Source organism: Paenibacillus sp. ov031 (assembly GCF_900143165.1).
Taxonomy (GTDB): Bacteria; Bacillota; Bacilli; order Paenibacillales; family Paenibacillaceae; genus Paenibacillus; species Paenibacillus marchantiae.
This window is the reverse complement of record NZ_FRDO01000001.1, coordinates 1,066,612-1,092,997: the sequence shown is the minus strand read 5'-3', so window position 1 is coordinate 1,092,997 and position 26,386 is coordinate 1,066,612. Positions and strand designations below refer to the sequence as shown.

Annotated in this window: 19 protein-coding genes and 1 riboswitch; of the genes, 5 read left to right on the top strand and 14 right to left on the bottom strand. The window is 45.1% G+C overall.

Going from position 1 to position 26,386, the window contains the following annotated elements; all coding sequences use genetic code 11:
* Nucleotides 1-9: 9 nt before the first annotated feature.
* Entirely contained in the window at nucleotides 10-1,185 is a 1,176-nt protein-coding gene (locus tag BUA17_RS04750) for an MFS transporter (protein WP_072732765.1), read from the bottom strand.
* Between the two features lie 202 nt (nucleotides 1,186-1,387).
* On the opposite strand from BUA17_RS04750, the gene BUA17_RS04745 reads away from it, so the two are divergent.
* Entirely contained in the window at nucleotides 1,388-1,936 is a 549-nt protein-coding gene (locus tag BUA17_RS04745) for a TetR/AcrR family transcriptional regulator (protein WP_072732764.1), read from the top strand.
* Nucleotides 1,937-2,086: 150 nt separating this feature from the next.
* Here BUA17_RS04745 and BUA17_RS04740 read toward each other — a convergent pair whose 3' ends face one another.
* The 8 genes from BUA17_RS04740 to BUA17_RS04705 all read right to left on the bottom strand — a co-directional run bounded on the left by BUA17_RS04740 (nucleotide 2,087) and on the right by BUA17_RS04705 (nucleotide 8,476).
* Nucleotides 2,087-2,437, bottom strand: coding sequence for an MmcQ/YjbR family DNA-binding protein (locus BUA17_RS04740; protein WP_063565128.1), 351 nt, complete (start codon nucleotides 2,435-2,437; stop codon nucleotides 2,087-2,089).
* 231 nt (nucleotides 2,438-2,668) lie between these two features.
* Complete coding sequence (locus BUA17_RS04735; RefSeq protein ID WP_072732763.1) at nucleotides 2,669-2,998, bottom strand: antibiotic biosynthesis monooxygenase; 330 nt, start codon at nucleotides 2,996-2,998, stop codon at nucleotides 2,669-2,671.
* A gap of 174 nt (nucleotides 2,999-3,172) precedes the next feature.
* Nucleotides 3,173-4,552, bottom strand: coding sequence for a DEAD/DEAH box helicase (locus BUA17_RS04730; protein WP_072732762.1), 1,380 nt, complete (start codon nucleotides 4,550-4,552; stop codon nucleotides 3,173-3,175).
* A 177-nt stretch (nucleotides 4,553-4,729) separates the two neighbouring features.
* Nucleotides 4,730-5,044, bottom strand: coding sequence for a DMT family transporter (locus BUA17_RS04725; RefSeq protein ID WP_072732761.1), 315 nt, complete (start codon nucleotides 5,042-5,044; stop codon nucleotides 4,730-4,732).
* Nucleotides 5,041-5,382, bottom strand: a complete 342-nt coding sequence (locus tag BUA17_RS04720) for a DMT family transporter (RefSeq protein WP_063565132.1) — start codon at nucleotides 5,380-5,382, stop codon at nucleotides 5,041-5,043. The genes BUA17_RS04725 and BUA17_RS04720 overlap by 4 nt, the downstream gene beginning before the upstream one ends.
* Before the next feature lie 96 nt (nucleotides 5,383-5,478).
* A riboswitch (guanidine-I (ykkC/yxkD leader) is annotated at nucleotides 5,479-5,579 on the bottom strand.
* 76 nt (nucleotides 5,580-5,655) lie between these two features.
* Nucleotides 5,656-6,633, bottom strand: coding sequence for an aldo/keto reductase (locus BUA17_RS04715; RefSeq protein ID WP_072732760.1), 978 nt, complete (start codon nucleotides 6,631-6,633; stop codon nucleotides 5,656-5,658).
* A 177-nt stretch (nucleotides 6,634-6,810) separates the two neighbouring features.
* Nucleotides 6,811-7,797 (bottom strand): aldo/keto reductase, encoded by a 987-nt coding sequence (locus tag BUA17_RS04710; RefSeq protein WP_170867787.1) that lies wholly within the window; start codon nucleotides 7,795-7,797, stop codon nucleotides 6,811-6,813.
* A gap of 91 nt (nucleotides 7,798-7,888) precedes the next feature.
* Nucleotides 7,889-8,476 (bottom strand): NAD(P)H-binding protein, encoded by a 588-nt coding sequence (locus BUA17_RS04705; protein WP_072732758.1) that lies wholly within the window; start codon nucleotides 8,474-8,476, stop codon nucleotides 7,889-7,891.
* Nucleotides 8,477-8,720: 244 nt separating this feature from the next.
* Here BUA17_RS04705 and BUA17_RS04700 point away from each other — a divergent pair, with 244 nt between their 5' ends.
* The gene (locus tag BUA17_RS04700) at nucleotides 8,721-9,638 is read left to right on the top strand and encodes an AraC family transcriptional regulator (RefSeq protein WP_063565135.1); all 918 of its coding nucleotides are present in this window, start codon (nucleotides 8,721-8,723) and stop codon (nucleotides 9,636-9,638) included.
* 181 nt (nucleotides 9,639-9,819) lie between these two features.
* Entirely contained in the window at nucleotides 9,820-10,278 is a 459-nt protein-coding gene (locus BUA17_RS04695) for an OsmC family protein (RefSeq protein ID WP_063565136.1), read from the top strand.
* Between the two features lie 120 nt (nucleotides 10,279-10,398).
* Here the strand turns inward: BUA17_RS04695 and BUA17_RS04690 are convergent, their stop codons facing one another.
* Both BUA17_RS04690 and BUA17_RS04685 read right to left on the bottom strand, forming a co-directional pair.
* Entirely contained in the window at nucleotides 10,399-14,466 is a 4,068-nt protein-coding gene (locus BUA17_RS04690; protein ID WP_072732757.1) for an S-layer homology domain-containing protein, read from the bottom strand.
* A 229-nt stretch (nucleotides 14,467-14,695) separates the two neighbouring features.
* Entirely contained in the window at nucleotides 14,696-16,207 is a 1,512-nt protein-coding gene (locus tag BUA17_RS04685; protein ID WP_072732756.1) for a glycoside hydrolase family 30 protein, read from the bottom strand.
* Nucleotides 16,208-16,561: 354 nt separating this feature from the next.
* Here BUA17_RS04685 and shc point away from each other — a divergent pair, with 354 nt between their 5' ends.
* Nucleotides 16,562-18,457: a squalene--hopene cyclase gene (shc, locus tag BUA17_RS04680; RefSeq protein ID WP_072732755.1), complete on the top strand. Its 1,896-nt coding sequence runs from the start codon at nucleotides 16,562-16,564 to the stop codon at nucleotides 18,455-18,457.
* Nucleotides 18,458-18,583: 126 nt separating this feature from the next.
* On the opposite strand, the gene BUA17_RS04675 is transcribed toward shc, so the two are convergent.
* Together BUA17_RS04675 and BUA17_RS04670 are read right to left on the bottom strand one after the other, a co-directional pair.
* The gene (locus tag BUA17_RS04675) at nucleotides 18,584-21,967 is read right to left on the bottom strand and encodes a galactose-binding domain-containing protein (RefSeq protein ID WP_072732754.1); all 3,384 of its coding nucleotides are present in this window, start codon (nucleotides 21,965-21,967) and stop codon (nucleotides 18,584-18,586) included.
* 576 nt (nucleotides 21,968-22,543) lie between these two features.
* Nucleotides 22,544-23,599 (bottom strand): YeiH family protein, encoded by a 1,056-nt coding sequence (locus BUA17_RS04670; protein WP_072732753.1) that lies wholly within the window; start codon nucleotides 23,597-23,599, stop codon nucleotides 22,544-22,546.
* A gap of 182 nt (nucleotides 23,600-23,781) precedes the next feature.
* Here BUA17_RS04670 and BUA17_RS04665 point away from each other — a divergent pair, with 182 nt between their 5' ends.
* Complete coding sequence (locus tag BUA17_RS04665) at nucleotides 23,782-24,675, top strand: LysR family transcriptional regulator (RefSeq protein ID WP_072732752.1); 894 nt, start codon at nucleotides 23,782-23,784, stop codon at nucleotides 24,673-24,675.
* Nucleotides 24,676-24,705: 30 nt separating this feature from the next.
* Here BUA17_RS04665 and BUA17_RS04660 read toward each other — a convergent pair whose 3' ends face one another.
* On the bottom strand, nucleotides 24,706-26,328 hold the full coding sequence (locus tag BUA17_RS04660) for a glycoside hydrolase family 13 protein (protein ID WP_072732751.1): 1,623 nt from the start codon (nucleotides 26,326-26,328) through the stop codon (nucleotides 24,706-24,708).
* Nucleotides 26,329-26,386 lie beyond the last annotated feature (58 nt).

The following is a 26,386-nucleotide window of genomic DNA, read 5'->3' as shown; positions in this document are numbered from 1 at the left end:
ACCATTCAACTACAATGAAACGGAATCACTCGTTTTGGCAGGCAGTGTCTGTTTGATTTTCAACAACCGTCTTACGTAGATCATGAAAACCAGAAAAGAAACCAGGACTGACAAGGCACTAACCATAAACAATATATGATAGCTCATGTATTCAGAGACCAGACCCAAGACCATCGCACCCAGTCCGATACCGAGATCAGTCGCCGTTGAAAAGAAAGCATTGGCTGCCCCTTTTCGATCCTCGGGGGCAAGGCGGAGCGTAATGGCCTGAAGAGATGGCTGAGCGGAACCAAAGCCGATCCCGTACAGAACTGCTGAAGCGAGCACGCCAAGCAAACTGGTTGCAAAGCTAAGCACGATCAAAGCAATGATCGTAATGATAAGCGCCGGGAGAATGACTGCTGTCTCTCCTTTCTTATCGGACAGCTTTCCCGCAATGGGCCGGGATAGTGCAAGTGTCGCGGCATAGACCAGAAAGTATGTGCCAGAATTGACTTTGATCTGCTCCGCAAACAAGGGTACAAATGTAGTAATTCCACCATATGCAATGAAAAGAAAAAAGATTGGCGCCATCACAGGCAGGACTGATTTTTCGAAGATTTGGATTTTCTTTCTGTCCGTATGTGGTTGAAATGGCATTTTGGCTCCTAGCGTCAAAAGCAGGGCCACGACGGACAAACCAACAGCAAAGAGAAACATCGTCTGATATGATGTGCCTTGCATAATCCCCAGACCAATCATGGGGCCAACCGCCATTGCCAGCGTCATGGAGGTGCTAAACCACCCCATACCTTCCCCGCGCCGAGCCGATGGAATCATGTCAGTCACAGCTGTCATCATGGAAGTTGTGGATAAAGCCCAGCTCATTCCATGCACGATACGAAGTCCAATCAGCATGATGATTCCACCAACCCAGTTGTACATGTACATCGCCAATATAAATAAAATCAACCCTCCGATCATAAACGGACGTCTGCCGAATCGATCCAGTAGTCCACCAACAAAAGGACGAAGGATGACGGAAGATAACATTAAAGCTCCCATGGCCAAGCCCACCTGTTTTTCATTGCCACCCATCTCTTTAATGAAAAGTGGCAGTGTGGGATACAGCATATAAAATGCAGTAAATAAAAAAAGCAAACCCAGCGTCATTAGAATAAATGACTTTGTCCATAAACGTTGCATCATTCATCCCCCACTCTAGTTATGAAATCTATGTTTTGACCTGTTTTTGTATAAAAACAAATATTGATATATTAATGAACATCTGTTAATAATTATAGACAGAATAAGAAAGCTTACCATTGTTAATTGAACGCGTTTCGTTAATTAGTGAACATTAAACATAAATTTGTTTATTATCTTTAGAAAGTTTGGTGAGAATCACATGACCAAAGTGGATCGAAGAATTCGAAAATCACAAGAAGCCATCAAAGCAGCAGTGATTGAATTGATGTCAGAAAAAAATTTCGATGATATTACTTTACAGGATATTTCCGATAGAGCGGATGTTAGCAGAGGCACCATTTATCTGCACTACGTCGATAAGTATGATCTGTTGGACAAGCTCATTGACGGGCATATCCAAGAATTAAGTGAAATTTGTCATTCGGTTTCCGACTTGGAATGGAAAGAATCCATCGTTCCCTGGTTTACCTATTTGGAACAAAATTACTTGTTCTTCTCGACGATGATGGCCAGTAAAGGAGCGGTACAATTCCGCAACCGCTTGGTTGAATTTCTTAATGAGGATTTTAAGGAGGAAATACACTTATCTCAGGCCAGAAAATCCGGATTAAGTGAGGATATCATTCTCCAATATGTGGTCATGTCTTATGTGGGGGTCGTTGAGTGGTGGATAAAGAACGAAATGCCCCATCCACCCGAAGTCATGTCTGAGCAATTAGGAGAATTAATCAAAATGAATTTGGGATAACGTGCAATGTGCACGTAACTAAAATAGCGGTAGTCTCAGGATACGAAGTTAACACCCTGGGACTACCGCTATTACTTTTCAAAAAAAGCTGATTTTTCTGCAATTGGCGCCGACCACCTGCTGTCTAAATTGTTATTGCATGTGGTCTAATTAAGATATGGATTCCAAAAGACTCTTGGACAGCGTTTTGACAACCAAATCGTACGAATGATCAATCATGACAAAGATATCCTGCTCCGACAAGGAGCCATCTAGAATAATGGTATTCCAATGCTTTTTGTTCATATGATACCCCGGTTGAACGGCTTCATGCTGCTCTCTCAGGTTTTCGGCAATGATCGGATCACATTTTAAGTTCAAGCGAACGTTTTCCGCCTTGTCCTCAAAAATAAGCGCAAACATTTTCCCTGCAATTTTCATAGCAACAGGATCGGCTCCGAAGGGATAATCCTTTGTTGCACCTTTTTTCTTCAAACAGTACTCTATAATCTTATTCTTCAATTCAGTATCTCTCCTTTGCGCAGAAGACAACAACTTTCCCTACCCAATCTAATGATACCGAATGTACGTTTGCATGTAAATATCAAGCATTTCATTTCAACTATTCTTCCTGTATCACAGGCATCATCTTCTCAGACAGCTTCCTTGATCGCTACGCAACTTATTTGGACATACAACAAAAAAAACCGACTCTATGAAATAATTCATGAAATCGGTTTTTCATCATTCGAATTATGCATTCGATACTCTAGCTGTCTTCACTTTCTGTACTTCGTACATATTTACCGTAGTGCTAATCAGATACTCGGGTTTCTCCTGTCCTCTTTTCTCCTTATGACCTTTAATATGCACATCGCTTTTCTCCCAATTCTTCCAGTCTTCTTCCGACTCCCAACGAATCAGCACCATCACTTCTTCGTGTTCTTTACTCTTTTTGTTAACCATTACACTGAAATCAATCAGTCCCGGCATTTCTTCTACAGGGCTAGGGGCACCGAAACGTTCCACCAGTTTATGACTATGGCCCTTTTCGACTACCATAACGCGAGTTTGAATGAACATGAATTACGCCTCCTGATTGCCTCAAGTCACTGCTTGGATACAATGGCCTTGGGACATTTTTTAAGTTCCTCTCTATTATTCTATTCTTATTGAAAATGATTATCAATATCGTATCGATTTTGTGTTCATAAAAAAACCTCCTCCACGAAATGGAGAAGGCATTTGCTCGTTATTTTAGAGAGCTTTATTCACTTTGCTACTCTTTGGTTTACTGTGACTTGTACTATTGTGGTTTGGTTTACCGCTATTTGGCTTACTACCGTTTGGCTTACTGTGATTAGCTTTACCGCTCTTCTTAAACCACTCGGATTTAGGTTTGCGAGCCGGATTCGCTTTTGACTTCGCGGGTTTATCGGCTGCAGATTTATGAGGTGCAGACTTCGATGTTTGATTTGATTTTACAAAAGCAGGCACACTTGTCATCGGATAAGGATGATTTTTCACTTCAGGAATGGTCTTCTTGATTACTTTCTCAATATCCTTCAGGAACGGAAGCTCTTCCTTTTCACAAAAGGAAATCGCCATTCCGCTATGCCCTGCTCTACCTGTACGGCCAATTCGGTGGACATACGTTTCCGGAATATTAGGAAGGTTGAAGTTGATTACATGTGACAGCTCTTCAACATCAATGCCCCTTGCCGCTATATCCGTCGCCACCAGTACTCGTGTAACTCCACTTTTGAAATTATTCAAGGCTCTTTGACGCTCATTTTGAGATTTGTTGCCATGAATGGCCTGAGCCGTAATATTCACTTTGGACAAATCGCGAGTTACACGGTCAGCTCCACGCTTTGTACGAGTGAATACCAATGCCGAAACAATAGATTTATCCTGCAAGATATGATTCAACAGACTCTGTTTTTTGCCATTTTCTAATAAATACACAGACTGTTCAATTCGATCCACTGTGGAGGAGACGGGTGTAATTTCTACTTTTACCGGATCAACGAGCAGTGTTTTTACCATTTTTGTGATTTCAGGAGGCATTGTAGCTGAGAAGAATAAGGTCTGTTTCTTGCTCGGCATCTTCGCAATGATTCGCTTCACATCATGAATGAAGCCCATATCCAACATGCGGTCTGCTTCATCAAGAACCAGTATTTGCACATGTTTCAGATCAATACGCTTTTGATTGACCAAGTCAATCAGTCTACCGGGCGTTGCAATAATAATATCTGCACCTTGATTGAGCGCACGCTCCTGGACTTTCTGTGAAACGCCACCAACGATTGCGGCACAACGAATATCGGTAAAACGGCTATATGCCTTAATATTATCTGAAATCTGAATCGCAAGTTCTCTTGTTGGTGTTAAAATCAATGAGCGAATATGGCGTGCGGCTTTGGGCCCGTTCGACTTTTCGCTTAATAACTGAATGATAGGCACAGAAAATGCTGCCGTCTTGCCTGTACCTGTTTGCGCACAGCCAAGCAAATCTCTGCCTGCCAATACGGCTGGAATCGCCTGTTCCTGTATAGGTGTCGGGGCAGTATAGTTTGCTTTGTTCAAGCCTTCCAAAATTGCGGGTATAATATTCAAGTCTTTAAATGTCATTAGGTCTCCTTAATTTACGCAACAAATATTCATTTGACGTATATCTCATTTCAAAACGTAACACATAAGGATAACATTAAAAAGCACTTCTGTATATCATATTTTGAAAATTCAGCCCTGGATGCCATTATGGTTGAACATACATTAGCTCTGAACAAACGATGAAACATCAATCTATTAACTTACCAGTTTCAACCCTACTGCTGATCCAAGCACCATGGCAATAAACAGAATTCTTAACGCATTTCGAGGTTCCCCATAAAATATCATGCCGAGAATAGCTCCCCCGGAAGCGCCGATTCCTGTCCATACAGCGTATGCCGTTCCCATCGGAAGAGTCTTCATCGCAAGCGATAGGAACAGAAAGCTTAGTCCAAAACCTGCAACCAACAGTATGATTGACATCAGGTTACGATCTTTGTGCAATTTATTAATCATCAAAACGCCAATCATTTCAAAGACACCTGCCAAAACAAGAAATACCCAGTTCATGATTCATGTACCTCCTTTGTTTTTCCTTTGCTGAGCATTTTAAGACCGATTACGCCCAGTAAAAGAACCCCAATGAGCAGCATTTTCCCGGATTGAATCGCCGCATCAAACAATATAATCTCTGCCAGTACAGTCCCTGCTGTACCCAGTCCAACGAATACCGCATATACAGTCCCTACATCAAGTGAGCGGGAAGCCGCAATCATCAAGGTGAAACTGACAATAATCGCGATCAGTGTAGCCCCCCACTCCAGAAAACCACTGGCATGTTTCAATCCAATGACCCAACCGACCTCAAATAAAGCTGCAATAACGACGGACAACCATGTTTTGTTCATTTCTGTCACACTCCTTATCAAATTTTGCTACGTGTATTATTAGTTACATGAAGCCAAAATAAAAAAGCCCGGGAAACAAACTGCATTAAGCAGTTCATCTCCCAGGCTTTTGTCCCTCCGTGACACAACCAATAGGTTGTGAGTTTTCTCTCGGACCAGACCGACATAACTGTCGCGGAACCCTAGAAAACATTTGAGTATTTTGATGTGACTCCAATTATACACAATTCTTTTTGATTGGCAACCCTTTTTCGCTACTGGGCTAGAGGGAACTTACATGCCATATATTTTGTGTGGTACGTAGTATTCCTCCAAGCTTGCAATCTCCTGCGCATCTAGCTTTACGGACAAGGCTGCTACGGCATCCTCCAGATGATGTTCTTTCGTTGCACCCACAATTGGTGCGGTGACACCTTCTTTTTGCAATAACCATGCCAGTGCAACGGTTGCTCTGGAAACACCTCGTTTGTTCGAAATATCAGCGACAGTCTCCACTATTTTACGATCGGCATCAACCATTCCCGCAGCAAGTCGGTCTCCTGCTTCGTCGTTCGATGAACGGGCTGTTTTCTCATCCCAATCCCGAGTAAGACGCCCTTTGGCAAGAGGACTCCATGGAATTACACCCACTCCCTCTTCACGACAGAGAGGCAGCATTTCCCGCTCTTCTTCCCGATACATCAGATTCAATAGATTCTGCATGGAGACAAATGGGGTCCAGCTGTTGCGTTCCGCCGTATGCTGAGCCTTCATAAACTGCCAGGCGTACATTGAAGAAGCTCCTATATAACGGACTTTCCCCGCCTTAACAACATCATGAAGGGCCTCCATCGTTTCTTCTATTGGAGTACTGCTGTCCCATCGATGGATCTGATACAGATCCACATAATCGGTGCCTAGGCGCTTCAAGCTGTTATCAATCTCATTCATAATGGCTTTTCTCGACAAACCTGCACCATTTGGCCCCGGCTTCATGCGGAAGTAAACCTTTGTTGCAATAACAACCTCATCACGACGAGCAAAATCCTTCAACGCACGACCCACGATTTCTTCGCTTGTACCATCCGAATAGACGTTGGCTGTATCAAAGAAGTTAATACCCAAGTCCAGCGCTTTTTGTATAAAAGGACGACTCTCTTCCTCATTCAACGACCATGGAGCGATTCCGCGTTCAGGAACTCCATAGCTCATGCAACCAAGACATAATCTCGAAACGTCCAGTCCGGTACGACCCAATTTTACATATTCCATGTTAAAACACTCCTTTATGAAGTTAATTTTATCCAATAACTGAGATACAATTCTTTGAAAATCGGATTTTCTTCCCATTTGATCTGGGACTCCAATCTCTCATTACAATTTGTTTCACTTGGTTAGATAAGCGTTTACTCAACCTTTCCACCCATCTTTCTGGCATACTAAAATGGATCAAAGACCCGTTCTTCTCTCCAATTCTTCCGTATATCTAGAACCCATCAGGGTGATTTTTGAAGCTGCTTCATTAATGCTCTGTACATCTTCGGGTGTAAGTTCAATGTCCGCCGCACCCATATTTTCTTTGAGACGACTTGACTTGCGCGTTCCCGGGATCGGTACAATCCATGGTTTTTGGGCCAGCAACCAAGCAAGTGCGATTTGCGCAGGGGTAGCTTGCATCTTCTCCGCCTTCTCTTTCAACAGATCAACCAGCACTTGATTGGCCTCGAGCGCCTCGGGCGTGAAGCGTGGCAGAATATTACGCAAATCCCCCTGATCAAACGTTGTTTTTGCATTAAAACTTCCCGTGAGATATCCTTTACCCAAAGGACTAAAAGGGACAAACCCAATACCGAGCTCCTCAAGCGCTGGAATCAGTTCTTCTTCCGGACGTCTCCACCATAAGGAATATTCGCTCTGAACAGCAGCGACTGGCTGAACGGTATGCGCACGTCGAATCGTGTTCACGCCAGCTTCCGATAACCCCCAATGCTTCACTTTACCTTCTCGAATCAGATCCTGCACGGCTCCGGCAACCTCTTCAATCGGCACATCCGGATCAACACGGTGCTGGTAAAACAAATCAATTGCCTCGATCTTAAGTCGTTTAAGAGACTCTTCAGCAACTTTCCTGATCTGCTCAGGACGGCTATTCATCCCGCTCTGTTTGCCACCTTGAATGTCAAATCCGAACTTTGTCGCTATGACAACCTGATCACGTACAGGGGAAAGTGCTTCGCCGACGAGTTCTTCATTGATATATGGACCATAGACTTCGGCGGTATCAAAGAAAGTTACACCGCGTTCAACAGCTTCCCGTATGACCGCGATCATCTCCGTTTTGTCCGAAGCCGGACCATACCCGTAGCTCATTCCCATACAACCAAGCCCAATTGCCGAAACTTCTAACCCGCTATTTCCCAGTGTTCGTTTTTGCATCATATAACTTCCTTTCTTCATTCAAATGATGTGAATGTGAATGTGAACTAATGTACATGAATTTATTATCTCCATTTAGGAGTACACTGAATTAATGGGGTTTACTCACACCAAGACTGCGTCGTATTTCCAGTTCTGGTGACTCTGCCAGCTTAACCACCAGAGCGGCCACGCTTTTGCAGGATACTTCGCTTCCTTTGAAAGGCTCGCCTTTCTGGGTTATTTCAAAAGCAATCTCGTTTGATCTGGTAAACCACGCTGGCCGTAAGACTGTATAATCTAGATCTGAAGCTTCAACAATGGAAGCTGCTTTACGATAAGGGTCCAATATGCTGCTGTACTTCTGTCCAGGCACTTCATCGTAGATCCCCATAGAACTGATAAAAATTAGTCGTTTCACTCCTGCAGATTTCATCGTTTCCACGATGGTTCTGGCGTACTGTTCCAGATCACCTGCAAGATTGACATAGACAACGTCCACGTCATTCATGGCGTCTTTCAATTTGAGTTGATCCATCACGTCACCGTCGATCACACGTGCACGATTCGAATCGATATTTCCAAGCCTGCTGGATTTCTGCAAATAGAGTGTTAGCCTGACATCGGTTTCCTTGAGAAACAAGTCTATCGCTTCGCGGGCGATTTGACCGTTGGCACCCAAAACTAATACATGACTCATTCCCATACCTCCTTTTGTTCAGGATAAATTTTCTGTTTTCGTAGAAGTACTACAGGTTTGCTGGCTGATTGCCTTTTTGCGTCCCCTTGCTTGATTCTGCGAGCCTAATATTATTATGCCGAACTGAAGGAGCGAAGCGGTATATCATTTGTCTTAATTGATTGCCTGATCCTCTCAGGCCTACTTTTGTCTAAGGTCGTTAAGTCTTATAATGAAGCAAGAACAACTTGCAAGGAGGATATGTATGTCCGATAACGCAGTGCAGCAGAAACAGGAACTCACCGAACTAATCAAGCGCCATTCCATTCATAACAGCTCTAAGGAAACGGTAATCCCTTCCCTGTATGTCTATCAGCATTCCAGCATAAGTGAGCCTGCTTACAGGGTTTACAAGCCTTCCTTTTGTGTGATCGTTCAAGGCTTGAAAGAAATCTTGCTGGCACAGGAAAGATTCGAATACGGACCATCCAATTATCTGATTGCTTCCATGAACCTTCCAGTGATTGGTCAGATTATAAAAGCATCCACTGATATGCCTTACCTGAGTCTGAAGCTTGAGTTTACACAGAACCAGATTCTTGAAGTACTGAATGAATGTAATATTAAGGTCACGTCTAAAGAAAACGCCAGACGCGCCCTATTTGTTGGACAGATGGAGCCCTCCATTCAAGATGCTGTACTTCGATTGGTTCGGCTGCTGGATACACCAGGAGAAATCCCGTTCCTTGCCCCACTCTATACGCGGGAGATCCTGTACCGGCTTTTGCAGGGACCTTATGGAGCTGAACTGGCCCAGATTGCAGTGGAAGGCAGCAGTAGCTACCGGATTCGGGAAGCCATTGAGCATATTGTTCGACATTGGGAGCAGCCTTTTCGAATCGAAGATCTTGCGGAGACAGCCAATATGAGTGTGTCCTCGTTCCATCGACATTTCAAAGAAATTACCGCCATGAGCCCACTTCAGTTTCAGAAGCAGCTGAGGCTTCAGGAAGCACGTCGTCTCCTTATGGCTGAGTCAGCTGATGCTGCGGATGTAGCATTCCGGGTTGGTTACGAGAGTGCGTCGCAATTCAGCCGGGAGTACTCCCGCATGTTCGGCGCGCCGCCGAGAGCAGATATCAAACGTTTGAAGGAAAAATATGATCATGTTATGAGTGAATAAGTACACCGGCTGAGAAGTTGAAATGTTAGAGAAATGGATAGCATTAGGCTATCCATTTTTCAATTTAAAGAGTGAATATCTAATTCTATTCCCATCCTTATATTGACAACTTGTGATTCATGGAACTATAATCCTTACTAAACCAAGTTACATACAATGTTTTATAAAGGAGAGGTATCGGATGGCTAATGTTCAGACTTTCAAAGCTACTGCACACCTACAAGATGGGGTTAAAGTAATCACCAAAGCAAGACAATTCGAACTGATCATCGATGAGCCAACAAACCTCGGTGGTACGGATACAGGAATGAATCCTGTAGAAGCTTTACTTGCCTCCCTTGGCGCATGTCAATCCATTGTGGCCCGGGTCTATGCCTCCAAGTTCGATGTCGTCCTTGATGATTTCAGAGTTGAAGTTGAAGGTGAACTGGATCTTGACGGATTTTTTAACCGATCTGATGTACGCCCCGGTTATTCCGATATTCGATACACGTTTTATATCAAAACCAGCTCATCTGAAGAAAAAGTTGAATCATTTGTACAATTTCTAGAAAGTAAATGTCCTGTGGGTGATACGATTTCCAATCCGGTGAATACCAAGCTCAATCGCGTCATTATCGAAAATGGGATATCATTGTAACAAAACGAATGAACCAGGTACAAAAAGATATAAGCAATACAAAAACATACAAACAATACAGAAAGGCTGCTTCCCAGCAAGTTAAACTTGCTGGAGAGCAGCCTTTTTAAAATCTTGGATTTATAATGTGAATTGTTTTGTCAATTGAATAGTTCTTTCGATGAGTGCAGCGGCTTCTGCGCGAGTTGTATTCCCTTTTGGCTTCAATGTTCCGTCTGGATAACCGTTAACAAGCCCATTGGTAATGGCGGCAGCAAGTGCTGAACGTGCCCAACCGGATATTTCAGCGACGTCGGAGAAGCTGATATTACTGTCTGAATCAGCGATCTGCGCTGCACGAACGACCATTGTCGCCATTTGCTCACGGGTCACCAATTCATCTGGACCAAAGGTGTCATCACTATATCCATTCACAATGCCCAGACCTGCCGCAGTGGAAATTGCGTCTTGCGCCCAATGCGTCGTAGTATCCGCAAATCCTTTGTCAGCAAAGCCTTGCAGATGTAAAGCCTTAATGATAAGAGTAACAAATTCGGCTCTGGTAATTTTTTTATCCGGTCTGAAACTGTTATCCGGATAACCCTGGATCACACCGAGTTCAACCAAATCCATAATACTGCCGGAAGCCCAATGTCCTACGAGATCCGTGAAATTCTTGGTTCCTTCCGGAGCTTGCGTTACGGTCTTATCGGATACCAGAACAGCAAACTTGGTAAAATGATTAATGGTTCCCGATACCGTTCCATTCATTTGATCCACTTTCATATTATCGAGTGAAACCCACTTTTGGGCCTGCTCGTTGAACCAATACAATCCCACTATTGATTTGTCAAAGTCCACCTTGTTCTTGTCGAATGGCAAGGTGACAGTTACCGGTTTGCTGAAATTCCCGCTCTTGCTTGCAGTAATCTCATAGACATCTCCGAGCAGTTTCAATGTGGAATCGGTAAACAGATTCAACGTTTGGCTTACTTTATTTACGGAAATGACGATGCTGCTCTCCATCGCTCCGGCTGGCACATTGATTTTGACCCCGCCCAAGCTCAACGATCCACCATTCACACTAATCGTTCCACTGTTGGCATTGGTACCCGTTTGATCACCATTCGTTCCTCCAGTTGGAGTTGAAGGAGTCGAAGACGTTGGTGGAACCGAGGTGGAATCTCCGGCTCTGACGACAGTTATACTGTAAGTCTTGCTTGATCCATTACGTGCTTGCACCGTAATTGGAATTACATTTTTTCCAACAGACAACCCGAAAGATTGATTTATTCCGTTTGCATAGGGTTCACCTTTAGCAGACAAAGTAGCTTGGCTATCCGTAGCCTTCGCCGTAATACTGATGGAGTCTGTTGCTTGTTCAACATTCAGAGTATACGCCGTGATTGCAGGATTGAATGCTGGAGTCAAAGCGCCTTGATCAACAGATAAATCATCCAATGTGGAAACGTCAATCAGCTTCCCGGTTCGCATATCTTCCTTCACAAGCGCAAAATCAGCTGCGACCTGGTGGGAGTAATCCTCCGCTGCATTAAGAATAAAGTTCTGCAAATCATCCCAGATGGGTACGATATTTGTTACAAAACGTTCCTCAAAACGGTAGTTCAACTCATCGGATACCTTGTCCAAGCGCGAGCTTGCATAAGCGTAAGCCTTGGCTGCATCGACCAAATACTGCTCCAGCTCTTGCTTGTTCTTAAACGGCTTATCCGTGTAATCCCCTTTAAAAGGTGAGACTTCCTTGATCAGATACGAGCGATTCATTGCTTCGAGTACACCCAGATAAGAATCGGGATCAACTGAAGTTTTAAGATAAGCATCTTTCGATAAATTGGCGTCCCGGGTCTGCTCTTTCACGTCGAGCAGAATATCATCCGTATTGGCCTCACTTGCTCCTTCGATTAACATATTGTAGCGTTCAACCCCAATGCTGCCAATTCCCTGATGAATACGGCGTACAATATCCTTTATTTTGAAATAGGCATCGAATTCATCATCGCTCAGATTGAGGAAATTGCTTCTGACTTGCAATTTGTATGCTTCCCAAGCGTCTTGCAGGGAAGATTTCTCCGCATCTGTAGCGGCTTCAAACTTATCGGAGTTGCCGGCAATGTTTAATTTTCCATCAAGTGCCCGCTTCCCGAGCAACTTTTGCAATGCTTCCTCGTAAGACACTTTGGAGACTTTGTCCATGACCTCTTTCGTATATGGAGTTACATTGCTTTTGGTCAACTTAGTGTTTTTGGGGCTTATCTCGCTATTAATCTTTATCAGAGTATCCTTATAGGTATCTAGAAAAGTACGAGATACGTCCCGGAAATCGGCGTCCTGCAGATTGGTAATCGCAGAGCTGTCTTTTTCGTATTTGACTACATAAATACTTGTAACAAAGCGAATCAGATCATCATAAAAGCTGCCGATGCCGGAAGAATCCACATCGTTCAAGCTGAACACCATTTGATTAGTACTGTCGTTAAAAGTTCCCACATTCTGAATATGGGCATCGCCTTGCGTGTACGTAAGGATGTCCTTCTCATTCCAGCCTGGAATGACCGAATTCGGTGAAGGAATAAGACCCGCTGCCAGATCAGCCTTGAATAAGGAATGTGTACCACGCAGGAATGTATATTCATTCGCTCCCATGGCGTCACTTCCATATTTATATTCTTTGGTGGCAGGGTCATTAAAACCTGTATTGTCCGCTATGATGCTGTTTTCAACGACATGTTTGCGATTCTCATCAGCAAGAAGTGGTTGACTGTACCGAAGCAGGGGGACGCTGATCACTTCCGAAGCCAGGCAGTCCGGATCCTGCACAGCCTCAGCCATTAACGTCACATTCAACATGACGGAGTTCATGACAGCAGAAGTGGATGTACCCGAAATGGATAGCGTAATTGTACGATCACTGCTTCGGCCCTCAGCCTGGATACTCCAGTCTCCCTCAGGAAGGCCCGTCACACTGTAAGCATTCGAGTCCAATACCCCATCCACGGGAACGCCGGCGCTAAGATTGAGTTGGATCGTGGTATTTAAGTCCTTCGCGCTGTTCATACGAATGTTGGACGATGAGGAGTCCAATGTTGCTACAATCTTATTGGATGGTGTGAATTGAGCCAAAGTTACGGTGTTGCTTCCTTGATACACCGTTAAGGATGAGGTTGGTCTGTGTACTTGATCCCACGCACCAGGATGAATCTCAAATGTCAGAAGGCTGTCTGAAACCACATTCCCGGTATCGTCTCCAGTTATGGTCACTTCGATCTGATCTCCGTTCGCATTGGCTTCAGCAGTGAATCCTGCCGGGAGGCCGAGCACACTGAAGTCGTCGGATGACCATGGTCCCTGCTTAACCAAGCCTCCAAATGCATTCAATACAATCTTGTTATGTACAGGATCTACGCTCGAAGCCGATTGCATTTCTAACCTTTGATTACTTTCCAGAATGACATAGGCGGAAGTTGTGCTTGAATTGCGAGCCTTCGCGTCTTTGACCTTCTCGAAGTCATTTCCGTTATTCCGAGTGTCCCAGTTGTTTCCGTGATTCGGGAACGCAGCTTCTTTAGTGGATTTCTCCGGGTTCAGCGGATCGAACACCAATCGTTGCATGGTGTTTTGTTTGCCCGCTTCTGGAGCCGGACTTCCCCAATAAGCATCCGCATTATATCCAACAAAATCAATCACATGTTCCTGTAAAGAATCAGACATCGGATCGCTAGTCGTCAACAATTCTGTCGTATTCAACAAGACCAGCTTTCCACTTTTGTTATCTAGTTTAAATGAAGCATCGCTGGCATCCGGCTGTGGAAGTTGCCCTCCCACGTTGCCGTTGCTGCCAAGCGCAATCAGATAATAACCAAATGCCGGAATCTGGGCAGTCATTGTCCCTAGCTGAGCTGCCTTCCAATTATTGTTTTTGGTATCCGCAAATTGTATAGACCAGTCGTTCAGCGAAACAGGCTCTGCTGTCGGATTATATAGTTCTACAAAGTCGTTGCCGTAGACGTCGAGTACGTCGTCTTTTTTGCCTCCATAAAAATGGCTGATCACCACGTTTTTCGCTAAATTGCTGGTGTTAAGGTTTTCTGATGCTGCAGCATGTCCGATTCCTGCAAATGTCCAGAATGATTGGATAACCATTACTGCCACAAGGATCGTCGCTACCCAGCGTTGATTGATGTCTTTCAAGTTGTCTAACCCCTCTCCCATATAAAAGCTCAGGCTAGTATATCAACCCAATGTAAGAGGACAGTTAAACTAAAAATTCATAATATTAAAATTGTAAAATCCTTGAATATGTAAAAATCACAACAAATGTATACGATGGATGATCTTTAAATAAAAACAAATGAAAAGAGCCGCGACTGCTCGCGGCCCCTAGCTTGTTGGATGCGGGAATCTGAATTCCTGCTACCCCTTAAGAAACATTTCCATTCCATTTATACGTCATAGCGGACTTGCCTGGAATAGTGACAACGAAGCTTTGGCTGCCCCATTGGATCTTCACATTTTTCGACGAGCTGGAAGAGTTGTAGGCAACTACCACTTTGGAACCGTCCGGATTGCGGAAAGCCACATTTTTGACTTCAGATCCGGTGTTGCTGTCAATGCGGTATGCATTGGGTACTACAAATTTACTAAAGTGACCCAGCAAATAATATTGTTTGTGATATGTGACATTATTCTCAGGTGCGTCATTACGGTTGTCCGAGTTGCGGATTGTAATCATGCCTTTGTTCGTGTTGTTCGGTGATAGCAATGCTGGACCGTCTTTTTGATCCAGGGCAGCATTCCAGAGAATGATCGATTTGGACCAGTTTCTCGTAATATTAATGAACTCATTCATCATATTATCGAAACCAGATGAGGTACCATTCTGCGGATCATTCCAGTTGCCGAAACCACCCTCCGTGAACCAAACTTCCTTGTCCGGGTGACTGTTATGCATGGAGGTCATTGTTGATCCGTCCCCACTGTCATAATGGTGGAATGCGCTCCCGGATACGTAACTACCCTTGCCTGCGTTCTTCAGATTCGTAATGACCTGGTTCGGGAAGGTCCAATTCAGAAAGTTATGGTCGAATGCAATAATCTTGGTGTTGATTCCGGCATTGCGGAGTGTTGGTCCAAGATAATCGCCGATAAAGCCCGTCTGATCCTCTACATTCATACCCATGGAAGGATAATGGGATGGCTCGTACATTGGCTCGTTTTGCAACGTAACAGCATAGATGGGTACCCCTTCAGCCTGGTAGGCTTCAATGTACTTTTTGAAATAATTCGCATATGTTCCGTAGTGTTCTGCTTTCAGTTTGCCGCCGTTCAGATTGTTGGAATATTTCATCCAGGCAGGCGCACTCCATGGGGAACCCATTACTTTGATATTGGGATTCTTAGCGATTGCCGCTTTGACCATGGGCAGTATGTAAGCCTTGTCCCGGTCGATCGTGAATTGGCTGAGTGAAGTATCATTTGCCGTATCGGCATAGGTATAGGCGGCCCAAGCAAAATCGGAGCTTCCTATCGGCTGTCTCAATAAGCTAAGTCCAATGCCTGTGTTGCCAAACAGCCTCTCCATCACTTCCGCGCGCTTATTATTATCCAGCTTGTAGTTCATGAGCCATGCGGAAGCATCCGTTAATGACACCCCAAAACCATCCATCTGCTGATACGTTTGGTTTTCGTTGACCGTAATGGTAACATCCGCATTGCCTGAGTTGCTGCTGAAGTTTTTTGATGCAATCTTGGTGAGTCTGGCATCTGTTCTAAGCCCCACTGCCGGTTCAGAATTAGGGTCTGAAGTTGAAATCCATACCTCCACCTGTTCACCCGCTGCATGCGCAGTCTTGGGCATATATGAACCATATGAACCCGCCGTTACCAGAAAAGTGGACAGCAACACTAACGCACTCTTTTTCCATATCTTCATAAACATATCTCCTTTGATTTATGATAATTTGGACTGCCGAATATCAGATACTACAAAATGAAATCGATTTCATTTTTAAAATCATAAAGTCCTTTTTTCAGTTATTGCATGTCGTAGTACTTTCACCTCCTTTTTGAAGGGTATCGGAGAAAGATGTAGATCAAAATCTTGTAAGCGTTAACAAAGATATTTATACACTTTATTGGAAAAAATTTCAACACTAAATTTTATTTTTTTATATAAAATTGTAGAAAATCCTGAAATGGACTGGATTCCACGCTCATTCTGCTCCTCATTTCCCCCAGTCTGCCATCATATAATACAAAAATGACGTCCTCTGGAGGTATCCCTGGAATGAGCCATGTACTGAGCGCAATTGATGAGGAAATAAATCGGATCATGACTTCCTTGCTTCAACAGCAGCAACAAGATGGTTCCTGGCATTTTTGTTTTGAGAACGGTACGGTAATTGATGCTTATATCATCATTCTCTTTCGGATATTGGAAATCCCGAATGAAGCGCTGATCCGGGAGTTGCATGATCGTATCCTTAACGAACAGCAACAGGATGGATGCTGGAGATTGTACGCCGATGAAGAGGATGGAAATTTATCCGCATCGGTTGAAGCGTACTACGCCCTGCTATACTCCGGGTACAGCCAGAGTACGGACGAGCCAATCCAGCGGGCCAAACAGTATATTCAGTCCAAAGGAGGTATTGGAAAAGTTAGCAGCATTTTGACCAAAGCCATTCTTGCTGCTACCGGACAAATGAAATGGCCTTTATCCATCTCTATGATCCCCCTGGAAATACTGATGTTCCCTACCTATTTTCCCATCAACTATTTTGAATTTTCCGGTTATTCCAGAGTTCACCTCACTCCCATGCTCATTATGGCCGACTTGCGCTTCGCCCTTACACCACCCCATGCGCCCGATCTATCTGATCTGACCGACTCACGAAATGTTGGAGATGAGCTAACGACTCCGGGATATCAGGAAATGCAGGACGACATTCTAAGCGGAAGCAGCCGACTGATCGGTAACCCTTGCCACATCCACGACACTGCACGAAAAAAGGCAGAACAGTTCATAATAGAGCGGATTGAGTCTGATGGCACATTATACAGCTACGCCAGCAGTACAATTCTCATGATCTTTGCCCTATTGGCCCTAAAATACGATAAGCAGCATCCCCTGATTACGAAAGCCATAACCGGACTCACGGCAATGCAGTGCCGTTCTTCTGGAGGTCAAACAACGATTCAAAACTCCCCCTCTACCGTATGGGATACGGCCTTAATCACCTACGCATTGCAGGAGGCTTCTCTTACCGATGACCATAAGGCTATTCAACTCGCGGCCTCCTATTTGCTCTCCCGTCAGCAAGATAAAAGAGCCGACTGGAGCATCCATAATCCGAATACCGTCCCTGGAGGATGGGGATTTTCGGAGTCGAATACAATCAATCCAGACGTGGATGATACAACAGCAGCTTTACGGGCTATTCGAAGCTTGTCCACTACTCTTCCAACGTTTCAGGAATCCTGGAATCGTGGGCTGAATTGGGTCCTGTCCATGCAAAATAAAGACGGCGGCTGGCCGGCATTCGAAAAAAATACGAACAAGGAGATGCTCACCTGGCTCGCCATCGATGGTGCCAAATCTGCGGCTACAGACCCTTCAGAGGCTGACCTAACGGGACGTACCTTGGAGTACCTCGGAAACTTTGCCGGGCTTGATACCAGGCTTGAATGGATCAAACGTGGAACAAAATGGCTCATTCGAAACCAGGAGAAGGATGGCTCATGGTACGGAAGATGGGGCGTATGTTATATCTACGGTACCTGGGCTGCATTAACCGGACTTACTGCAGTTGGACTACCAGCAAGCCATGGTACATTGCAAAAAGGAGCGCAGTGGCTCTTAAGCATCCAGAACTCCGACGGTGGCTGGGGAGAATCCTGTCAAAGTGACCGACTCCTGCACTATGTGCCATTAGGGGAAAGTACCCCTTCCCAGACCGCTTGGGCACTTGACGCGCTCATTGCAGTCCAACCCAAGCCTACACCTGAGATGAATCAAGGCGTTCTACGGCTTATTGCATCAATGCACGAGAACGATTGGAGAACCTCATATCCCACAGGCGCAGGTCTTCCCGGGAACTTTTATTCCCATTATCACAGCTATACATATATTTGGCCTCTTCTCACGTTAAGTCACTACAGAAGCAAATATGGGGTATCTTAAAAATTTACTTTGCGCGGCTATTTTTTCAATATTTCAAATCCGGATCAATCAATGTTCACCTTACTTCATCAAAGTAACCTAAAAAACAGGGAACTCATAGAGCTCCCTGTTTTTGTTTGAAATAATTTATTGAATGATCAAATTAAAGCCATTTTGAATCTGATTCACATTAGGGTTGGCAATGTTGCTTGTTGTCAGATTATTGAATGTGGCAGAACCATTACCGGTATAGGTGTATATTGCTGCACCTTTATGTGGGGTTGTGAACCTAGATGTCTCAATTCCGTCCAGACCGGTACCATTAATGTTGATGTTATTAAACACAATATTCTGGAAACCGCCGCCGTATCCGAATTGAACAGCACTGCGCTGCGTATTGAGGATATCAATATTGGTAAACGTAACGTTCTTGATGGAATCGTTGGAAGCTTCAAGATCAATAGCTCCGCGTTCACCATTGTACAGATCTTTACTCGTGCCGCTGTTAATAATCGTTGTATCGGAGAACAGAATACCTGTGTTATCTTGGAAATGGTATCCAGGGAAAACAGTGTTCATCCGGATCGCCGATCCGCCAACCGTGTCAACAATCAGGTTGTTGGTTGCCTTATGTCCACTGCCACCAAAAAATGCAATGCCTGCTGCGCGCCAGTTATTCTCAATCGTGTTGAACGAGAATGTATTGTTCACACCAGCAGGAGCACCATTCACGTTGCTGGTCCATACGGCCAGACCATCATCACCATTGTTACGGACACTGCTATTGCGTACAGTCGAATTGCTCGTGCCTTGGGCAAAGTTGACACCGTCAGCAAGGTTATTCCGAATACGACTGTTCTCGATCACTAGGCCATCGGCAATGATTGCAGGTGTGTGGGCGTAATCCCCTACCCAGAAACCACATTCAAAGTGCTCAACCCATACGTTGCTAACCTTTGAATTTTTACCGAAATTGTCCATAAAACCTTTGTAAACTGCATTCTCGTTATAGCGCGAACGCAGCATGGAATTCATATAAATATTGCTGAAATCCAGCTTACCCTGCACACGGAAAGAAATTCCGCCTGAGGCTGCATTAGGGTTGGTAAATTGAATGTTCGTATGCCAGATGCCTGCACCTACAATGGTGAGGTTGTTAATCATATTCGTCGGCGTACCAATTTTCCACATATTTCCCAGATGGAACGTGCCCTCAGGGATATATAGAGTCTTGCCTGTAGATACCGCGGATTGGACCGCCGCTTCGAATGCGGCAAGGTCATCTTTTCCATCATTTGCAATCGCACCAAAATCGGTTACAGAGACAGAGTTAGCCGGGCGCGGGATCACCGCCTGAACGGGTTCGATTTCGAGGAAATCCACACCGTATTCCAGGTTATCTCCATTGTTTTTCTGAATACGAATGGTATCTCCAGCTTTTAGAGGTGTATCCAGTTTCCAGTGCACTTCATCAAAACGGAACAACGGACGTCCTGCACTTGGCGTATCCCCCGGATGATCACTGGAGAAGTACTGCCAATTGTAGTAGGAGGTCAAAGGAACCGTTTTGGCCTTGGTCCCGTTAACATAAACGTCAAGTGCGCCGTTAAGACCCATGCCATCTGTGGAATCCGGCATCGTGAATCGCATGGTTACACCTGCGCCTCCCTCCCCTTGTCTAACCGTCCATTGAGCATAAGAACCGTTGGAAGGAAGTGCGATATAGCGCTGGCCAGAGGCTTCCGAAGCCGTAAGAGCCTGATCAAAGGTTGGTGCGGATTTCAGTGTGGCACTGCCACCACGCGTAGCATCATCCGTATCATACCGGGTATAAGGCATGCTTGCACCACGAGCTGAATATACGTTCAAACCTGTTGTAACGACGTTATTCGTTTGTTTGACCGGAGCTTCATTGTTGTCTACTGCTACGGTAGTTGTCACATTGTAGTTACCAGTTACAGCAGTCCAGGTACCTACATTGACATTGACCGAAGCTCCAGGTGCCAATGTACCGGTATAGGAACCACTATACGTCTGAAGTGTTGCTCCGGCAGCGTTCTTGAGAACCACTGTAACTCCGTGTGCACCACCTGTGGAGGCCATGTTGCCTTGATTTTTCAGATTAACTGTAAATGTTACTGTGCTGTTTGCTGTAGGGGTTCCTGGACTCCAAGAGACCGTGCCTACCAGATCAGAACTTGTAATCGGTGCAACCACCAAAGAAGAAGCGTGTGTGTAATTATTGTTTCCCTCATTCTCTTCAATGATCTGGTTATTCTCATCCACCTTGGCACTGAGCGTATATGATGCAGCTGCTTTATTGCCAGCATTAAGCGAGACCGTAGTCGAAGCCCCTGCTTGCAAAGCAGCTACTGGTGAGGAACCCGCCAGTTCATTGTTTAGATAGAAGTTGACGCTAGAAGCTGGAGAAGCAGCGGAACCAATGTTTTTGACGATGGCATTAAGGGTTATGGCATTGTTCTCCACTGGAGAAGATGGAGACCAGGACATGCCTGTAATCGTCAGATCAGGATTAGGTGCAGGTGTGCCGAATACCTGAAATTCAGCAATTTGCCCGGCAGGAGCGCCCGAGTTCGTGGTAATGTTCAGTTGCAGACGTTTAACCGTGGCTGTAACGGGAATGGTCACCGTGTTACCGGAAGCCGGGTTGAATGTATATGATTGGGCGGAAACCAGATTGCTGAAGGTGGTTGTATCCTGGTTATGTCCAAGCACTTGAATGGTCTGTGTTCGGGTGCTCCAGACCGGATCCGGGTTTAGTTTAAGTACAATGGATGTAATCTTATGATTGGAGCCGAGATCCAACGTCAGTGAGCTTGGATTGCTGCCCCCTTCCCAGTACGAATTGATATTGTTATCGTTTGCATTCGCAGCTACGAAGGATAAGGTACTGGACGATGCAGTAATCGACTTACCGATGGCGATGTTGCTTCCCTCTGTAGGGATGATTGGGGGATCCACAGGATCGGGGCCAGGTAGCGTTGGTCCCTCACTGGCTGGACCGTAAATTTCAAATGTCGACAGTTGAGCTGCCGGCCACTCGGAATTGCCCGTTACGCTTAAGCGAACGTACCTTGTCTCGACAGCAGGAAAATCGATGGTAACCGAGTTCTCCCCAACGGTTGGATTAAATACATAATCTGCAGAACCCACGATATCCGTGAACGATGAACCGTTGGTGCTACCTTGCACGGTTATCGTTTGGGTTCTCTTTTCCCACACTGTCGGAATCTTCAATACGATTTGGTCAATGTTGGTGCTGGTGCCAAGATCCACTTGAATCCATTGGGGGAACGCGCTATTCGTACTTTCCCAATAGGTTGCTTGGTTACTGTCAATCACATTGGTCGGGCTGTATGTTTGGTTGTACCCGCTCGCGGTAACCTGTTTGCCCTGTGCCAGGTCCGGTCTTTCGGCTGCTGATACAGGAGATGGAAATCCGACAGTCAGGAATACGTTCGAGATCAGCATCGTTAATACGAGTGACCACATAATGTACTTGTTGCGCAAATTCAATTCCTCCTCAGGTTATTAGCAAAATGGTTTTTCAATGAAAATGGACGGTTGATCTGCCTTATTTTTTCTCTGCGCCGATCATCACCCCCTTATCAAAGTACATGACAAAAAAATAGCAAAGGCATTCAAAAAGGATTGTGAAACCATAATATTTGGTCTTACTTACCTTGAGGAGTTTCTTGGATAAACTGATTTGATTTTCTGCTTGGATTTGTCATCTCTGGAATAGATTAAGTATAGACTGCTTCCAATTCTCCTTATCGGACCCCTAGAGACGGTATTCGGACTTCTGATGTTCCTTTTTGGATGTTAACGAGCAGCCTTAAGGCTTGCGAGCAGAAAATACATCGTTATCCAGACTTTCCTGTGTGTATTTCGGACTTTTGAACCAAAAGAGGGAAATATTTATATTTTTTCAAGCGATGGATTTATACTATTCCTTTCGTGTTCATTCTGGATCTAATGACCAGCATCTTTCAAACAACAAAAAGCACGCATTGATCCACTTAGGGTCAATGCGTGCTTTTTGTTAACGTCATTTAGGGGAATACCTAAGTTTGAACACACGCCTTAGTTCAGGCCAAAGCCACAAACGAGCATGAAGCCGAGAATGGACAACACCATAGAGCCCAGCAATCCTGCCAAAAAAGGTTTCTTGCCTAGACGACGGAAGGTTGCAATATCCACACCCAACCCCAATCCAGCCATGGCCATCGCGAGCAGCATATAGGACAGAACCAGAAGTCCCGAGATCATCTCTTGTGGAATAATGCCCAGCGTGTTTAATCCACTCATAGCCAGAAAACCGAAAATGAACCAGGGCACTGGCAATTCTCGCCAGCGGATACCTTTAGATGATTTTTGCTCTCCACCACGCGCCTGTCGTGCACTCCACAAACCTATGATCAGTGCAATCGGCACCAGCATAGCGACCCGGGTTAGCTTCACGATAACTGCCATATCTATTGCCGCTTGCCCTCCTGGTGCAGCCCCAGCGATGACGTGTGCCACTTCATGCAGTGTAGCTCCTGTGAATAAGCCATATCCTTTCGCACTTAGACCCAATACCGGGTATAACAATGTATATGCAAGGGTGAAGATTGTTCCCAATATAGCTACCGTGGCCGCACCTACTGCCGTTTCTTCATCTTTGGCCTTGATCTGTGGCGCAATCGCGACCACTGCCGCTGCACCGCAGATGGCTGTTCCACAAGCAGTCAGCAGCCCTATTCGTTTGTCGATCTTTAACCATTTGCTCAGTCCGTAGACAACAAAAATCGTAACAACAACATTGATTGCCGCTAGCGCAACGACTTTGTATCCTGCATGGACAATATCCATAAGGTTCAGCTTCAAACCCAGCAGGATGATGCCGAACCGCAGCAATCGTTTTCCCGAAAAGGAGATCCCTGATTGAGCGGTCAGCGGAACGCCACGCACCGCCCGGTACAAGATGCCAAGCAGAATTGCAATAACGAGTTGACCCATAATATTTAAGAGCGGCAGATAACCCAGCAGCTTGGCAATGAACGAGAGCAGTAAAGTCAGTCCGATTCCCAGCAGAAATCCCCTGTTCCTAACACCTTTTATGTTTTTAACGAATCTCAATTGTGTCTGTAAAATCATAGCTCCACACTTCCTTGTTGGATAAAGTATATCCTTACTATAGAAGTAGACAGGAAGGAAGTGAAATATGAATCTGCGATCCTAATCATTACAAAAACTTATGATTGATTAGGTATCTTATGCTAAAATGAGCTCAATAGGCTTATAACCAAGAAAATACACTGTTCAAATGAGGAATTCTAATGATAACTGATGCGTTAAAAGTCTTCGTTACCGTTGCGGAACAAAGCCATTTCTCCAAGGCCGCAGAACTGCTGAATCTGTCCCAACCGGGGGTGAGCCTGCATATCAAAAATCTGGAGAATGAGCTGGGAGCCAAGCTGCTGCATCGTTCTCCAAAGCAAGTGTCCCTGACTGAAGCGGGGGCAATCCTCTACAGACATGCTAAAGTCATTCAGGCCCGCTACGATGAAGCGCGGCAGGAGATTCAGATGCTGCGGGATGAAGTGACTGGAAGCATTCAGATCGGGGCAAGCTTCACCATCGGTGAATATATTTTGCCTAAGAAGCTGGCAGAATTCGCATCACAGTATCCGCAGGTCAACATTCAGGTTACGATTGGCAATACCCAGGAGATTCTGTCTGCGGTTAGGGGAAATCAGCTGGATGTCGGATTTGTGGAGGGTGAAGCGCAAGCCTCGGCAGACCTTGACGTTATCCCTTACATGAAGGATGAGATGATCGTAGTAGCTCCTTCCGGTCACCCCCTTTCCGGTTCCGTCGTGGTAGAGCAGAACTTGCTTCAGGATCACCCCTGGGTTCTTCGTGAGTTGGGTTCGGGAACACGCGCGTTTAGCGATCATTTTATGGAACAGACTGCAATCCGTCCGAAGCGGTCCTATGTTTTCACCAGCAGTCAGGGTGTGAAGGAAGCTGTTGCTGCGGGACTCGGAATTGCAATGGTATCCAGATGGATTGTTCATAAGGAGTTGGCAACCGGGGAAATCGAAGAACTGCGAATTAGACAGCTGCATCTGGAACGCAGCTTCTCCATCATTCGCCACAAGGAACATTCACATTCCATGGCGCTTGATGTTTTCTTGCAAAAGCTTCTTTTTGTCAAAAAAAAGGGTTGAAGGCTATTCGCCCTCAACCCTCTTTTGAAATTACACAAGAAGATACATCCTTGCTTCATAAGGACGAAGTGCGTTTTCTGAAACAACGTCCGAATAGTTACTAATTAATAATCTTTTATCCCCTGCAAATTCGCTTGGAAGCTGGAATGGAACAACTTTGCCATAGAAGTTGCACAGGACTAGCAATTTGGTATCACCAAGTGTTCGTGTGTAAGCAAAAAGGTTGGTGTCTTCCGGATACAACAGTTCATAATCCCCATAAATGATCACTTCATGCTCTTTTCGCAGCTGAATCAGTGTTTTATAGTAATGGTAAATGGAATCCGGATCATGTATAGATTCTTCCGCATTAATCTCCGTGTAATTCGGATTTACCAAAATCCATGGTTTGCCTTCCGAAAAACCCGCATTTTCGGAAGCATCCCACTGCATCGGCGTACGTGCGTTATCACGGCCTTTTGCATAAATGGATTCCATCACTTCTTCCTCTGGATACCCATTCTCGACCCGTTCCTTATACAGATTCAGCAACTCAATATCACGGTATTCTTCAATAGGGTAACGTACGTTCGTCATGCCTAACTCTTCACCCTGGTACACATATGGCGTACCTTGCATGCCATGAAGAAGAGTAGCCAGCATTTTGGCAGACTGCACACGATATTCCCCGTCATTTCCCCAACGGGACACGATCCGCGGAAGGTCATGGTTGTTCCAGAACAAGCTGTTCCAGGCTTCTCCTTTCAGCTCGGTCTGCCATTTGGATAACACTTTCTTTAATTGAAGCAGATCCAGCGGCTGGAGATCCCACTTGCCTTTCCCCTCCTGCTCATCCAAGCTAATGTGTTCAAATTGGAAGACCATGGATAGTTCACTGCCGTCCGGGTTGCTATAAAGCTTGGCACTCTCGGGCGTTGCTCCCCAGGTTTCTCCGACGGTTAGCAGATCACCCTTCTGGAATGTCTCTTTACTGAGTTCACGCATATATTCATGCAGATTCGGCCCATTTCCTGTAATTTTGAGGTCAGGCTGCTTGCCAATCAGATCGATAACATCAAGACGGAAACCACCTACGCCTTTATCCATCCACCATTGAATCATATCATATATCTCTTGCCGTACCTTGGGGTTCTCCCAGTTGAGATCCGGTTGTTTAACAGAGAAAAGATGCAGATAATACTGTCCCAACTCGGGGACCCATTCCCAGGCCGATCCACCAAACGTTGAACCTAAATCGTTGGGAGGTGTTCCTTCCACACCATCTCTCCACACATAATAATCGTGGTACGGATTATCCTTGCTTTTCCGGGCTTCCTTGAACCAGGGGTGCTCGTCTGATGAGTGGTTAAGCACCAGATCCATAATAATTCGGATGTCCCGCTTGCCCGCCTCCTGAATTAGCAATTCCATATCTTCAAGTGAACCAAACATCGGATCGATATCCTGATAATCGGAAATGTCATACCCGTTGTCATCTTGCGGAGACTTGCACACTGGTGACAGCCAGATCGCACCGATGCCAAGATCCTTCAGATAATCGAGTCGGGATAATACACCTTTCAGATCCCCGATTCCGTCACCATTCCTATCTTGAAAGCTGCGGGGATAAATTTGATATACGACAATTTCTTTCCACCAATTTTTATTTCCCATAACGCACCACCTTTCTCTTGAACCAGATTCTGCTTATCCAATATCCGTTTCATTCACT

Coding starts and splice junctions, on each gene's coding strand:
- BUA17_RS04750 (WP_072732765.1), bottom strand. CDS start 1,185: ATGCAACGTTTATGGACAAAGTCATTTATTCTAATGACGCTGGGTTTG.
- BUA17_RS04745 (WP_072732764.1), top strand. CDS start 1,388: ATGACCAAAGTGGATCGAAGAATTCGAAAATCACAAGAAGCCATCAAA.
- BUA17_RS04735 (WP_072732763.1), bottom strand. CDS start 2,998: ATGTTCATTCAAACTCGCGTTATGGTAGTCGAAAAGGGCCATAGTCAT.
- BUA17_RS04730 (WP_072732762.1), bottom strand. CDS start 4,552: ATGACATTTAAAGACTTGAATATTATACCCGCAATTTTGGAAGGCTTG.
- BUA17_RS04725 (WP_072732761.1), bottom strand. CDS start 5,044: ATGAACTGGGTATTTCTTGTTTTGGCAGGTGTCTTTGAAATGATTGGC.
- BUA17_RS04720 (WP_063565132.1), bottom strand. CDS start 5,382: ATGAACAAAACATGGTTGTCCGTCGTTATTGCAGCTTTATTTGAGGTC.
- BUA17_RS04715 (WP_072732760.1), bottom strand. CDS start 6,633: ATGGAATATGTAAAATTGGGTCGTACCGGACTGGACGTTTCGAGATTA.
- BUA17_RS04710 (WP_170867787.1), bottom strand. CDS start 7,797: ATGCAAAAACGAACACTGGGAAATAGCGGGTTAGAAGTTTCGGCAATT.
- BUA17_RS04705 (WP_072732758.1), bottom strand. CDS start 8,476: ATGAGTCATGTATTAGTTTTGGGTGCCAACGGTCAAATCGCCCGCGAA.
- BUA17_RS04700 (WP_063565135.1), top strand. CDS start 8,721: ATGTCCGATAACGCAGTGCAGCAGAAACAGGAACTCACCGAACTAATC.
- BUA17_RS04695 (WP_063565136.1), top strand. CDS start 9,820: ATGGCTAATGTTCAGACTTTCAAAGCTACTGCACACCTACAAGATGGG.
- BUA17_RS04685 (WP_072732756.1), bottom strand. CDS start 16,207: ATGAAGATATGGAAAAAGAGTGCGTTAGTGTTGCTGTCCACTTTTCTG.
- shc (WP_072732755.1), top strand. CDS start 16,562: ATGAGCCATGTACTGAGCGCAATTGATGAGGAAATAAATCGGATCATG.
- BUA17_RS04670 (WP_072732753.1), bottom strand. CDS start 23,599: ATGATTTTACAGACACAATTGAGATTCGTTAAAAACATAAAAGGTGTT.
- BUA17_RS04665 (WP_072732752.1), top strand. CDS start 23,782: ATGATAACTGATGCGTTAAAAGTCTTCGTTACCGTTGCGGAACAAAGC.
- BUA17_RS04660 (WP_072732751.1), bottom strand. CDS start 26,328: ATGGGAAATAAAAATTGGTGGAAAGAAATTGTCGTATATCAAATTTAT.